Here is a 13,136-nt window from a genome sequence, read left to right on the forward strand (position 1 = left end):
CCTTTACGGTGCCGAGGGTGGATACGGTAAGGGCTTTGCCTTGGGATCGGTGGTCGTGTTGTCGATGACCTTCTCGACATCCGCCGTTTTTGCCAGCTCCGCGAGGAATCTGTCTTTATCGAAACCCGGCGATACACACCCTTGCACGTAGATAAACCTGCGCTGCAGCAATACCCATAACGATGTTTGCTCGCGCCATTGGGTAGCAAGACTGATCATGCTGAGCCGACGTTGAACCGCTTCGGCTATCTCGGCATCGTAGCGATACGAATTGGACAACCGGCATCGCCCTTCCACCCAGCAGCTATTGCCGCGCTCGATCCGGTAATGCGCGTCGTTATTCCATTCCTGCTCCGTCTCCAACGGCCCCAAAGGAGCCGGGCATGCGGTGATTGCCTTGGATATCTGGAAAAACGGATCGTTTCCGCGATTACTGCGCAGGTCGCCGGCAAGCGCTGAATGGCTTGCTATCGATATAAATGCCAGCAAACACCAGGCGCAACGTTGAATAAGCAATCGCATTTTTGTCGTACTCACGCGGTTCTTAAGCAGGTGTTTTAGATCTCTGAGCGACGAATATAACCGATCGATTTACTCCCTCGGGCAACGCAACCATGCGGCTCGCTGAAACTTTACGCCTTCTCGCGGCCGAGTCGATCCGCATGCAATTCGAGTGGCATTGTTCCCGCCTATGAAGCTCGTTAACGATTTCTTCATCTTGCGTCGATGGAGTTCCTTAAAGCAGCGTCGCAACATGGCCCCACGCGAGCCCGGACGCTCAGCCGCCCGGTATCGCCTTTTTCGGCCAGTAGTTTGCTGACCGGTCCGACCTCGGCTTTTGGGAGAAATCAACATGAAGACGCTTAGAATCGTGGGGGCGTGCGCTGCTGCCCTCCTCGTTGGACAAGCATGGGCGCAAGACCAGCCTATGACCGCACAAACCACCGCACAGCCCGCGCAGGACGTTGGCGGCATAACGGATATCTCCAGAAGCGATGCAGGCATGCCAGCGGGCCTGACGCGGCAACAGGTCTACCAGGATCTCATTCGTTCACAGCAATCCGGAGAACAAAGCCGGTTGCAAGAGATCTATCACGGGAATTGACCTTGGCGTGAGCTTCCAATCCGCGTGACGGGCGTCCGGCACGCGGACTACAGAAAGCCTCCATTAATATCCAATCCGCTTTTCGAGGTTACGAAATCGCCCTGTCGATCGGTAGTGATCGAACCACGCATTCGTGCGCAACTCGCACAGGCGGGACGATCGCTCGGCCAGCGCCACATCGAGCCAATGAAACATCTCGTCCTGCTTGCCCAGCCGGGCGTAGATCTCCGCAAACAGCAGCGGCGACGTGTAAGCCGACTGCCGCCTCGCCAGTAAGTCCTGCAAGTACCATTGCAGCACTGCGTCGTATCCGCTTGCTTCCCACACGGTCCGGATCACATCGGCTCGCGCAAAGTCGTTGCAACGCGTTAACGCATCGACGGTCGCTTCCACCGCTTCCTTGTACGCGCCCTGCGCTTCGAACGCGATCGACAGCACCTGATAGATCAATGGCGAACGGTTGCCATGCCCCTCGGTCAGAAACTCCCGGGTGACTTCCTCGTACCGGCCCGATAACACTAGTCCGAAGATCCGTGAACCATCGAATGTGAGCGGGTCAAGCCGCTCCGCCCGCTCGAACTGCGCGCGCCCCTCCGTCTCGCGCCCAAGCACCATCAACAGCCGCGCGTAGAGGCGGCTGGTTTCGGCGAGATTGGGATTCAGGCGCAGCGCTTCGAGAAATTCCGTCTCAGCCTTACGCCAGTCCCAGTCATAGAAATAGTGCACGCCAGCCAGCGCGTGATGCGCTTCCGGCAAGTCCGGGTCAAGTTCCAATGCGCGAAGCGCGGCTTCCCTGGCCTTCGGATAACCTTGCGATGGCGCAAACAAGCCGTGCGTCACGGTCGATCCATAGATATTCGACAAACCGGCATAACCAAGCGCGCAGGTCGGATCACGCTCGAGCGCGGTCTCGAAGTAGCCGAGCGCACGCGTGAAGTCCTCGCCGCTCAGTCCGTGATGCGCGGCGAATCCCGGGTGAAAATGAACCCGGCGCAACCAGTAATACTTTCCGTGCAAGTACGCATCGTGCGCCGCCGGATCGATCGGCAGGTGCCTTGTCAGCGTGAGCCGCTGCTGCTCCACGAGCGTCGGCCAGACATCCCGCGCCAGCGCGGTTCCAACCTCCTTCTGCATATCCATCGAACCGCTTGCCGACGGCTCATAAGCACGGCCCCAGATCTGCGCCTGGTCCGTACAGCGAATCAGTTGCGCCAGGACGCGCACGCGTCCGCCCTCTCGCGTGAGCGAACCTTCCAGCACATAGTCGACCGCCAACTCATGCGCCATCTGCGCAATGCTCTTGTTGGATCGCCGATAACTTGCAGCCGTGGTCCTGGCAATCACGCAGATCTGTTCCGCATGCGACATGCCGATGTTCGCGGAAGTCTCGTCGGCGAGGGCATCGCAGAAACTGTCCTGGGCCGGGTCGCCGCTTTTATTTTCGAAGGGCAGCACCAGCGCGCGAAAGGCGGCCGGCGCGACGGCTTCCGGCTGCACGGGCGACATCCGAACGCCATCGAGCCGATAACCCTTGCCCTTGATAGTAAGCAGATACTTCGGGTCGTCCGGATTCTCGCCGAGCGCGATCCGGATTTTCCGGATCGCTGTGTTAATGCTGTTGTCGGTATCGCGATACGCGTTGCCGCTCCACAACATCCTGACGATGTCAGCGCGCGTAACCAGTTCGCCACCGCGCGAAACCATGAAAATCAGGAGTTCCATCGGCAAGCGTTCCAGTCGGATGTGCTGGCCCGCACGGCGCAATTCGTAGCGCTCTACATTGAGTTCGACGTCCCCGATCCTGATGGCTTCGTGCGTATTCATGTGCCCTCCAGCGAGATCGATTTTTTATGTGCGCGCGATCAAGCGGCGCCACCTCCGAATTGCATGATTCATCCCGAATGACGCCATGGATGCGAGCGTCACGCACAGCATGTGAAAGATGACAAAGTGAAAGTCTTAAGCGCGCCTGCCATGCTGACGTGCAAGATCGTGCTGCGCTGGCATCGTCTCGTTTCGGATCGTGAGCGAATCCTCGAGCATAGCCCTCCCGGAATCATCGGGCGCGCACGAATGCACAGGGTCCGGAGTGCGTCGCGTTGTTGTCTGCGTAAGAGCGCTAACGCTCTACTATCCTAGGACGCGACTGCATGTCATATCCGCCATTCTTGTGAGAATGTTGGCCGACGCCCGAGGGCGGCGCATGCAACGGATACGCTTGCCTATGACCGATGGCTGGATGCCAACTCATACGGGCTTTCGCTTTGCAAGAATTGAGTAGATGCGCTGGGTGCTAGCGGGGGTGATGCGGGGAATTCGATCGCAATAAGCTAAGCACCACGACGCTTATCGATACAAAATGCGTAATCGTTCTCAGCTTCACCTAGCTGATCTTGCGTTGATGCAGTGGTGAAAAGGGACCGGCTTCCATTAGTCGCGCGGTCCCTCAATGACGCCGGATTATTTGACCAGCAGGCGCGTTCGGATGAAGCCCGGTTCGCGGGCCAGCGCCTGGATCAGTTCGTTCGATGGGGTTCTATCGAGGTCCGTTACTACGTAGCCGGTCTGACCCTGCGTCTGCAAATGCTGAGCGACAATGTTGGCGCCCTCGCCCGCCAGCCGGGTGTTGAGCGTCGCGAGCGCACCGGGCGCATTGCCGTGGACGTTGAGCAGGCGCGCGGGCGCGTCGAGCGGCCCCGGATTGACATGCGGAAAATTGACCGACCCCACTGTGTCGCCGGTCGTCAGAAACGAAATAAGTTTCGTCGCGACTTCCGTCCCGATGTTCTCCTGCGCTTCCTCCGTGCTGCCGCCCACATGAGGCGTCAGGATCTCGTTAGGCAAATGCTGAAGCACGCTTTTGAAAATATCCGCGTTGGTCTTGGGCTCCTCCGGGAATACGTCGATGGCAGCACCGCCCAGCCGCTTCGCCTGCAGCGCTTGTGCGAGGGCATCGATATCAACCACCGAACCGCGCGATGCATTGATCAGGATCGCGCCGGCCTTGAAACACGCCAGCGTTGCCGCGTCGATCATGCGGTTCGTCTGGGCCGTTGCGGGCACATGGAGCGTCACCACGTCGGCATGAGCGACCGCGTCGGCGAGCGATTGCGCCGCGCGGGCAGAACCCAGCGAGAGCCGTGCTTGCACGTCGTAATACACCACGCGCATTCCCATGGCTTCGGCAAGCACGCCAACCTGCGAGCCGATGTTTCCGTACCCAACTATCGCAATGGTCTTGCCGCGCGTTTCGAACGATCCGCCGGCTCCTTTGGCCCAGCTTCCAGCATGTGCCAGCACGCTCTTTTCGGGCACGCGCCGCAGCAGCAAGACAGCTTCAGCGATCACCAGTTCCGCGACGGAGCGCGTGTTCGAAAATGGCGCGTTGAACACGGGAATTCCTGCATTTGCGGCCGCGTTCAAATCGACTTGGGACGTGCCAATGCAGAAGCAGCCGATTGCGAGCAGATGGCGCGCGGCATCTATCTCCTCGCGCCTGAGATGCGTTGCCGAGCGAATCCCGACCAGGTTATGTGCTTGAAGTGCGCTCGTTAAATCCGTGCCGGCGAGCGCACCCGCGCGGCGCTCAACCTCGAGTTTCGCTTCGCTGAAACGCGCGACAGCGGTGTCGTGGATATTTTCAAGTAGAAGAACAGAGGTCATAGAACGCTTATGTGCCAGTGACGGGGGCCATGCATGCGCCCAGCAGGTGGTGTCCGGGTAATATTCGCAATTTCGTCGCGCTCGATCATGCCGGACGGATCGACGCCCAAGCTTCAAACGTCCCGATGATGTTACCGCTTGCCGGGCATTCGTATTTTCTACCCTACTGCGCATGGGGCCTTTGGGCTTGTGCGTCCTTCCACGTTGTTTGGCGGCGATCTGGTGGCTATTGAGTGGATAAGGCAACGCTTTGGGCGAAGCGGTATGCTTAAGGCTTGCTTTAGGCAAGACAACATTAATTTTCTTACGATAGCCACCGTGTATTCGTCGAAAACGCCAGCCCTTAAGGGAAACGGAATCTCGCACAAGAATTCGTGCCAATGAGCGCAATCGTCAAACGCTCTTCCCGAACCTATGCGATGCCCGAACGCAGTGATCGCCTCGACTTTTATATTCGCGACCAGACCTTACGCTCCGCGATTACGGAACCGCACAAGCACGACTACTTCCAGATCCAGATCAATCTGGGGGGCGACACGCAGCAGCAGATCGGTGATGTAACGCGTCCGTTCCCAACAGGCTCATTGGCGTTCATCGCGCCGCATCGGGTGCACATGATTCCGCACCCTGAACACTCACGGTTCATCGTGATCAATTTCGCGCTGGACTTCCTCGGTCTTGATGTCGATGCAGTCGATGGCCGGATCGACCTTGGCAGTGTTCCCATCATCCGGTTTCCAGAGCTAGCGCCCTTTCGCTTCCAAGATGAAACCGATTTCAAGCTGACGGAGCCGGACCTCGTCGAAGTCGAACGCATCGTTCACCTTATGATGGAAATAGACAGTGCGCGCGGGTTTGGTGCGACTAGCCGGCTTCGTGGTTATCTCCTGCAATTGATCGGACTTGTTTGCGCACGATATGCGGACCCGCTGATGCAACTGGCGTCGCTTGGTGAGCGCGCGGTGAACCGCCGCGACTCCATCAGCAAGGTGATGCGTCACGTTCTGGCGCACCTCGAAGACGACACGCTTTCGCTGGGGTCGGCCGCAATCGCAGCAGCGTTGACGCCCGGCTATGTTGCCCGCCTGATGAAAAAGGAAACCGGCAGGACGTTCGTGCAATGGGTAACGGATCAAAGAATCAGCCGGGCAAAAGCATTGCTTGCAGACGATACCCGTCGCGTCAGGGACATCGCGTTCCTGGTCGGCTTTCGCGACGAAGCCTATTTCACCCGACGCTTCCGGCAGGCGGTAGGAATATCGCCTACGGAATACCGGGCGTCGCAATTCGAGCTATAGACTCCTGCCCGCCCTTTCGCTGGCGGGATCCGGAATAGAGCAATTTAATCCAAGGCGTAGGGCGGATTTGTCCTGCACGAGAGGTGGGCCGAAGCATATTGTCTGTAGGCGTCGCGATGATCCGCGCCAGACAACTTCCAACTTCGAGCTTTCCGCCATGACCGAATACGTCTTTCCCGCTCCCCAAACTGTTGCTGTGCCCGTCACTGGGTCGAATGCCGCCTTCGCGGTACGCCGCGTCTTTTGCGTAGGACGCAATTACGCCGATCATGCGCGCGAGATGGGCGCCAATCCTGATCGCGAACCGCCGTTCTTCTTTACAAAACCGGCCGACGCTGTCGTTCCTGCAACGGCAACACTTGCGTACCCGATGCTCACCGACGACCTGCATCACGAGATAGAGATGGTGATTGCCATCGGAAAAGAGGGCCGGCAAATCGATCCGAAAGATGCGCTGTCGTACATCTTCGGCTACAGCGTGGGCGTGGACCTCACGCGACGCGATCTGCAAGCGGTCGCCAAGAAGATGAGCCGGCCGTGGGACTGGGCCAAGGGCTTCGACGAATCTGCGCCTGTAACCGCTATTCGTCCTGCAAGCGAGATCGGTCATCCGGGCAGCGGCCGCATTTGGTTGACGGTCAATGGCGAGACGCGGCAAACGGGTGATCTCAGCGACCTGATCTGGCCGGTTGCGGACATCATCAGTCAGGTGTCGCAGGCGGTTGTCATCAAGCCGGGTGACCTGATTTTTACAGGTACGCCGGCGGGCGTCGGTGCGTTGAAACCGGGCGATCAGGTCGCTGGCGGCGTTGATGGTATTGCAGACTTTCAGTTTGAAATCGGCAAGGTTAAGGGCTGATTTCAAGAGCGTTGTCAGCCTTATGCTGTGCTTAGCAACATACGGCTTTCTTCACTCGGTCTCGGACGAAGTCAGCACTCACTCTTGCTGGCTTTGTCGCTTCGTGGCAAAGGTCTTCCTGGATGCGCCAGGCTCCCGAATAACCTCACCTAAGCATTGATAACGCCCGTGCTACTCGCGTTCATTGCTTGCTTTTATGAGTGCAACGCTAACGCCGACTGTGTATAACAACGACACCGTTACGTTAATCGCCAAGCGAGAGAGCACACCATGAACAGTCCCATTCCGCCTGACGAACAGCACAAAACCAAACAACATCACTTACGGTTTCATCTGCCATACGTGCACCTTTCGTCAGTATTCGGCGACGACTGGTTTGCGCTAAAAGCCGAGCGGTTTGCACGCTTCTTCGGAACACCCACTTTCCTCGTCGGGCAAACGATTATTGTTGCCGTGTGGATTGGCATCAATGTCGCCGGCCTGACCAAGTTCGACGTTTATCCTTTCATTCTTCTCAACCTTGCGTTTAGTCTCCAGGCCGCTTACGCCGCGCCTTTGATTCTGCTTGCGCAAACGCGGCAAGCGGATCGCGACAAGGTCAATGCCGACGCCGATGCGCGGCATCGCGAAGACCTCGCCTCCGCGAATGAAGCGCGCCAGTTGCAAGCGGCCCGACAGACCGATCAACTTGTTGCCTTACTCGAACAAAATACCAAGTTGACCGAGATCACGAAGCAAATGAGCGAACGTATCGAGGCATTGACGCGCGAAGTGCATAACCGGATAGAGCAGTCAAACATAAAACCCTAAGTGCCCTGAAGACTGGCGCTCTAATTACCGATGCAGTCTTCCGCAAGTTCGCAGGAAGGTTGCGACGACCCAGCCGCGAAGGCGGTTGATCGTCACGGCAATATCGTCTGTAATCCGAATTAAAATTTAATTCGGAGCGCGGACACAAAAAAAGCGCTTATATCTGCCGAGTGCCAATTCGCTTCCAATAAATCTTGGTACCCGTCAGCCCACCATGCGGCTTCAGCGCATAGTCGGGAATCTCTCCCGCAAGAGTGAACCCGAGACGTTCGTAAAGCGTCGACGCTCCACCATCGGTTGCCGTGTCGAGAACCAGCAACGTACGTCCGCGCTTCGCGGCCATATTTTCTGCGGCCTGCATCAGCGACAACGCCACTCCTCGCCTGCGATAGCTAAGACCGGTCATCAATTTGGCTATTTCTGCCCGATGCGGTTGATTAGGCGGACAGTCGAGCAACAGGGTGACGGTTCCCACCAGTCTCTTACTGTCCCACGCGCCGAGAACCACTCGTTCGCCACGAGTTGCGGCAGCCAGCGCATTGGCCCAGAACGCATCCGCGGCTTCGGGCTGCAGCGGATGCATGAAGCTGACCGAACCACCGTTTGCGACAGTCTCGATCAAGAGCCCGCTGAGCATCTCGAACGTCGTCGATGATGCGTGTAATTCGCTGATTTCAATGTTCGACATCGGGCATTACATCCCTTAAGTCCATTAAGTTCATTAAGTTCATTAAGTCCGGGCGAGAACAACGAGATAGGTACAAATCGATGCGGTTTCGTTCGCCAGGGTTACCTCCGAAGGCGGACCAAACCCCAGGCAATCGCCGGCGCTCAAAGCGTACCGCTCACCGCCCTCCAGAATCACGAGATCGCCTACCAACACCCACACGACCTGGCGGATATGAGCATAAGACGATGAAGGCAACACCACCTGTCGTCTCGCCGGCAGATCGACCTGAACAATCTCCACCGGATGGTCCGGGTTGTTGAATACCTGCTTACGCAGATAACCGGTCTTGGGATCGCGCCAGAGCGGTTGATCGGCCGCCCGCGACAAGCGGTCTCCATTGCCCTCTGCTCTCACCAACAGGCCCGCAAGCGTTAAATCGAAGGCGCCGGCCAGTCGCACCAGCGTGACCGCGGTGGGGCTGATTTCCTCGCGCTCAATCTTGCTGATCGTCGCCTTGGCGACTCCGGAGGACTCGGCCAAGTCCGCGAGTGACCATCCGCGCGCACTTCGTTCAAGCCGAATACGGCGAGCGATGCGAGGTCCGGTGTCGTCTATTAATGATGTCATACCGTCCATAATAGTAGACGATAGGGACGCCCGCAAGATGCGTTCAGAAACGTGAGAATTGGTGCGTGGAAGGACTTGGACTCGAGGTCAGGTTTTTGGAGCACCCCGTCAGCAGATGCGGCGCTGAAAGTGAGAGCGAAATACGCGCGATGGGCGTTCGTTCACCGAATGCGTTGCAACGCGCCACTTGATGCGCGCCGGCCGAAGCCGGCGCGATCCATTTTCAATGTTCTTCAGACAGCTTTCGTCACCGGCGCCGTGGCAGCAGAATCGCTCGTGCCTGCACGCCCGGTTTCAACATGCCCCGCGAGACGACGCTGGAATGCCGGGTTGGATGGCATCGTGACATGCAGGTCGTACCGGTTACTGCTGCATGACAGATCCCAGTGATCCTCGGCGGTTTTGATCGCAGGCACCGTGATTGATCGCGGCGGCTGGCCGTATGCCAAATCGGTCACCGTGAAGACCACCGGCGCAGTGCCCTGATTGCCGAGCGTCAGATAGACATTGCCGTTGGCCACGTCGTAGCACGTCACCGTCTCGGCTTGTACGGCAGCATCGGCCGCCACCGCACCTGTGAAGCGCCGGAAGTATCCGTTCGGACCAACCACGCTCAACGAGTATTGGCCGTTCTTATCGGCGGGCCACGTATCGGAAAGCTGCTTGCCTGCTTCGACGGTATAACGCTTGGGCATCGCCGTTGGGTCAGCCGTGCACACATAAAAATTTGCGCCCACCTTGCCGGTGTTCGCGAAGCTCAGCGTGTATGTCTGGCTTTTCACCTGCAACGTGCCGTTCACATGCAGCTCATAAGGCAATGGCCGCGCCGGACGCATGCCCGGCTCCTGCGCCGCGATAGCCTGAGGCGCGGTCCAGCCGGCGTGGTCTGGCTGGTCGGCAATGCGCATTGCATATCGGCCGCTGCGATGTATCCGGTCGTACTCGGCAGCGGCGGCACGGTGGCATCAGGCTTCGAAAAATCGAACGCCGACGTCAAGTCACCGCATATGGCGCGACGCCACGGCGTGAGGTTCGCTTCAATCACGCCAAAACGTTTTTCGATAAATTGCAGCACCGACGTGTGATCGAATACTTGCGAGCAAACGAAGGCCCCTTTGCTCCACGGTGAGACGACGGTCATCGGCACGCGCGGTCCGAGCCCATAAGGCAGGTTGTCGGCCGTGTAGGTCCCGGCTTGCGCGGCGGTCACCACCGTGTGGCGTTCGAGCGTTCTATGGGGAGTGATTGGCCGTCCGCATACGTACGGCAGCCGATTTCAGGCATATATGTCGACGATAGGAAAATACTCAGGATGACGAAGCAGGCGTAGCGGCCGGCGGTCAGCTCGTCTTCGCCGATACGGATGCGCCACCACACGCCGATTGACTCGGTGAATCCGAACTACCGCAGGCGGACAGCAACAGCCCGGGAAGTATCGACGCGAATATGAGCGCGCAGAGTCGAAGTTTGCATGGCAGTCTCGGGAAGGATCGGAGTGAACGGATACCTTTGGCGAATACCAATCAAAGCGATGCACCGAAACGATGGCGCTGAGAATACCGTTCGTTTATGACAGGCCGGTGGGAAAATTTGAAAAGATACGGTAGGGATTGTCGATATGTGAACGTCTTGGGATCAGATGCAATTCGGGTTACGCAGGTCGAGGCTTTGCGTTGGTATCCAGTTCCCGAAAAAGCTCACCAACGACAGTCCAGGTCGTGAGAGTAGCGCTTATTTTAAGTCGCTTCGAACAGATGTTCGAAGCATTTTCGGTCTTGGGGTGAGCTGATACGGGAGCTCGCCGCGAGCGCAGTCAACTGATGGGAATGGCGTCTCTTGCGGTACAAGTTTTAATCTGGAGTCCGTATTAGACAGGATTCACGATACAGACAACGAAGGGGTGAAGGCGGGCGGAGTCAGTGGAGCATCTGACATTGATACGCTCGAGACGAGGTCATGCGTCCCCGTCTATTTGACTTTACTGTGCGATCTCGTAGGAGGCACGACTAACTCCTCAGTGCCCACGAGATATCACCAAAATTTGACGCGTAGCTGAAACCCAATCGTGAAGGGCAAGTCGCTGGAGGGAATCGGCGGAATCAGGATGATGTTCGCGCCAATGCGACCGTACTCAGCCATGATGAGCGGCGCGAGGACCGGGCCGAGCTTGTGATCGTGGCCGATACCCCACTTGCCGTAGTCGTATCCCGAGATCAACCCGCCCATGGCGGCCAGCCGGACATAACCCCAATGCGCGAATTCCGGCGCCCAGACACCGCCGCCATAAAACGAAGGCGCCGTCAGCGAGTTTCGAAAGTAACCGCCGGTCAGCGCCCACTGCGGGGAAATCCAGCATTCAACGCCAATGCCTGGATTGAATTGATCAAAGTGCTTTTTGGGATGGACGTGATATGAACCGACCATCGCATCGGCCCATAGGCCGTCACTACAAACCTCAGCCGCTGACACATTCGATGCCGCACCTAATGCCAACAACGCCGCGAGCATTAGCGGGACGCGGGTCTTTTTTGAGACAGTTGCTGACGTTTTCATTCGGCTCAAACCTGTGCGTTCTGCCGTCGCGGTCCGGGCGACCACGCCTTTTTATAAGAACTTTGAGCGGAACTTTACATGAACGCCTTGGGCATTTGTGTGAAATTGGGGCTTGATCTTTCGTGGGTTGAGGACAGTCATGGGTGGGATGTTTGGCTAAGGCTGCAGTGTTTTTCGCCTCGTCGACTTGGTCTTCGCCGCAGATGGCTCCGCGAATGCCGACGGAATGGATGCGGACGCGTGGCTTCTTCGACTAACGCGATCGGGATCGGGCGGACTTGGCGCTATGGATCGCCGGCGGCGGTCGGAACTTGATGCGCATAAAGTTTTCGGGCTGCGCTCCGGGAAGGAACGAGCAGGCAACGACTTAAATCTCGGACGCTGCTGGCGCTACGTTCAGCCGCCAGCTTGTAAAAATAAGAGGAGCGGGCTGCGTCACTGAAACCTGGTGGAGCAAGCCCTAGTCCATGAAGTTTCGCCAGCAGCGTGAGAAAAACTGCGCTGTCCCGCGATACTCTGATATCGATGCGACAGAGTAAGACTAATGCGTCCATGCAAAAGGCCGTTCCAAATTGCTTTGGAACGGCCAATCATCTGAGATGCAATGACCACAGCGGCCACAGCTGCCCTTAGATAGCTACTCGCTGCATCCTGGCGCGATCAATCAAGGCTTTTTGAGCGAATCCTTTACGTTTTCACGCGCATCGCCAACACCTTTTTGCACCTTGCCCGCGGCCTGTTGCAAATCACCCTTGGCTTCTTGACTCTTATCGCCGGTCACCTTGCCAACGACCTCGTTGACTTTGCCCTTGGCCTGATTCACTACACCGTCTTTCTGATCCTTGTTCATCTTGATCTCCTTTCGTATTGAGACGCGAAATCCCGGTCTCCTGAGATTCGCGGCGTCATGTCAGGGAAAGCGCCCTGACCGTGTAATCAGAATGGCGATTTCGGACGCGCCAGACCAGCCGCACGCGTCTGATTCCCACGTAGGCGGAATCGCACATACGCGCGGAGCGCTCAGCGCGACTCTAGAGGAACATTGCGATTAGTACTGTATATTTGTACAGTACATATCTTGGCGCAATGGCATGAATGGAGGAGAACACAATGGACTTCGACGAAGATCGTATAAAGAGCCCCGAATTCGCACGCACAGTGCGTGACCTCGAGCGGATTACGCGCGATATAGCCCAGCGCTACATCGTGCAAAGTGTGCCTTTGACTTGGAGATTGTTGCTCGCTATCGAGGCAGAAGCGCTCGCGGATCTCGGTTTTGCAGGGCGACATGAGTCCGCGCTCCGCGCGTTGTTTGCGCGCCCGGATGACATGGCTTTTCCCGAAACCGATGATCTCGTCGATTTCAGGGCGTCGAATGCGTTACCGCCCGTATTCGTATTTGCAGTCGATGCCTACGAATGTGCGGCCCGCGCCGGATACCCTGAACTGGCGTTAGCCGCGTCGCATTGATCTCTGAATTTGAAATAGCGCGAATGACGAGGGTGGCCGCCGAGAGCCTGGCGGCCGTTCTCTTTTTGAACAACGTCAACC

14 protein-coding genes are annotated in these 13,136 nt (G+C 57.5%); 5 read left to right on the top strand and 9 right to left on the bottom strand.

Annotated elements, in window-relative coordinates:
• Nucleotides 1-3: 3 nt before the first annotated feature.
• Nucleotides 4-522 (bottom strand): hypothetical protein, encoded by a 519-nt coding sequence (locus ACSQ83_RS03905; protein WP_414967721.1) that lies wholly within the window; start codon nt 520-522, stop codon nt 4-6.
• Between the two features lie 331 nt (nt 523-853).
• Here ACSQ83_RS03905 and ACSQ83_RS03910 point away from each other — a divergent pair, with 331 nt between their 5' ends.
• On the top strand, nt 854-1,105 hold the full coding sequence (locus ACSQ83_RS03910; protein ID WP_414951850.1) for a hypothetical protein: 252 nt from the start codon (nt 854-856) through the stop codon (nt 1,103-1,105).
• 63 nt (nt 1,106-1,168) lie between these two features.
• Here the strand turns inward: ACSQ83_RS03910 and ACSQ83_RS03915 are convergent, their stop codons facing one another.
• Together ACSQ83_RS03915 and serA are read right to left on the bottom strand one after the other, a co-directional pair.
• Nucleotides 1,169-2,929, bottom strand: a complete 1,761-nt coding sequence (locus ACSQ83_RS03915; protein WP_414951849.1) for a winged helix-turn-helix domain-containing tetratricopeptide repeat protein — start codon at nt 2,927-2,929, stop codon at nt 1,169-1,171.
• 636 nt (nt 2,930-3,565) lie between these two features.
• Complete coding sequence (gene serA / locus ACSQ83_RS03920) at nt 3,566-4,786, bottom strand: phosphoglycerate dehydrogenase (protein ID WP_436227291.1); 1,221 nt, start codon at nt 4,784-4,786, stop codon at nt 3,566-3,568.
• 362 nt (nt 4,787-5,148) lie between these two features.
• Here serA and ACSQ83_RS03925 point away from each other — a divergent pair, with 362 nt between their 5' ends.
• The 3 genes from ACSQ83_RS03925 (at nt 5,149) to ACSQ83_RS03935 (ending at nt 7,735) form a co-directional block, all read left to right on the top strand.
• Entirely contained in the window at nt 5,149-6,066 is a 918-nt protein-coding gene (locus tag ACSQ83_RS03925) for a helix-turn-helix transcriptional regulator (RefSeq protein ID WP_436227266.1), read from the top strand.
• 157 nt (nt 6,067-6,223) lie between these two features.
• A complete protein-coding gene (locus ACSQ83_RS03930; RefSeq protein WP_436227267.1) occupies nt 6,224-6,925 on the top strand; it encodes a fumarylacetoacetate hydrolase family protein in 702 nt (233 codons plus the stop codon).
• A 270-nt stretch (nt 6,926-7,195) separates the two neighbouring features.
• A complete protein-coding gene (locus tag ACSQ83_RS03935; RefSeq protein ID WP_414951846.1) occupies nt 7,196-7,735 on the top strand; it encodes a DUF1003 domain-containing protein in 540 nt (179 codons plus the stop codon).
• Nucleotides 7,736-7,892: 157 nt separating this feature from the next.
• On the opposite strand, the gene ACSQ83_RS03940 is transcribed toward ACSQ83_RS03935, so the two are convergent.
• The 6 genes from ACSQ83_RS03940 to ACSQ83_RS03965 all read right to left on the bottom strand — a co-directional run bounded on the left by ACSQ83_RS03940 (nt 7,893) and on the right by ACSQ83_RS03965 (nt 12,435).
• Entirely contained in the window at nt 7,893-8,423 is a 531-nt protein-coding gene (locus ACSQ83_RS03940; protein WP_414951845.1) for a GNAT family N-acetyltransferase, read from the bottom strand.
• A 42-nt stretch (nt 8,424-8,465) separates the two neighbouring features.
• On the bottom strand, nt 8,466-9,041 hold the full coding sequence (locus tag ACSQ83_RS03945; protein ID WP_436227268.1) for a helix-turn-helix domain-containing protein: 576 nt from the start codon (nt 9,039-9,041) through the stop codon (nt 8,466-8,468).
• A gap of 224 nt (nt 9,042-9,265) precedes the next feature.
• Nucleotides 9,266-9,868 carry a phospholipase domain-containing protein gene (locus tag ACSQ83_RS03950; protein WP_436227269.1) on the bottom strand — a complete coding sequence of 201 codons (603 nt, stop codon included), beginning with the start codon at nt 9,866-9,868 and terminating at the stop codon, nt 9,266-9,268.
• Complete coding sequence (locus tag ACSQ83_RS03955; RefSeq protein WP_436227270.1) at nt 9,829-10,242, bottom strand: alkaline phosphatase family protein; 414 nt, start codon at nt 10,240-10,242, stop codon at nt 9,829-9,831. Before ACSQ83_RS03955 ends, ACSQ83_RS03950 begins: the two co-directional genes overlap by 40 nt.
• Nucleotides 10,243-11,063: 821 nt before the next feature.
• Nucleotides 11,064-11,585: a hypothetical protein gene (locus ACSQ83_RS03960; protein WP_414951842.1), complete on the bottom strand. Its 522-nt coding sequence runs from the start codon at nt 11,583-11,585 to the stop codon at nt 11,064-11,066.
• 664 nt (nt 11,586-12,249) lie between these two features.
• Complete coding sequence (locus tag ACSQ83_RS03965; protein WP_414951841.1) at nt 12,250-12,435, bottom strand: CsbD family protein; 186 nt, start codon at nt 12,433-12,435, stop codon at nt 12,250-12,252.
• A 260-nt stretch (nt 12,436-12,695) separates the two neighbouring features.
• Here ACSQ83_RS03965 and ACSQ83_RS03970 point away from each other — a divergent pair, with 260 nt between their 5' ends.
• Nucleotides 12,696-13,055: a DUF2471 family protein gene (locus ACSQ83_RS03970; RefSeq protein ID WP_436227271.1), complete on the top strand. Its 360-nt coding sequence runs from the start codon at nt 12,696-12,698 to the stop codon at nt 13,053-13,055.
• Nucleotides 13,056-13,136: the final 81 nt, after the last annotated feature.

It is taken from the genome of Caballeronia sp. LjRoot29 (assembly GCF_964252755.1).
Lineage (GTDB): Bacteria > Pseudomonadota > Gammaproteobacteria > Burkholderiales > Burkholderiaceae > Caballeronia.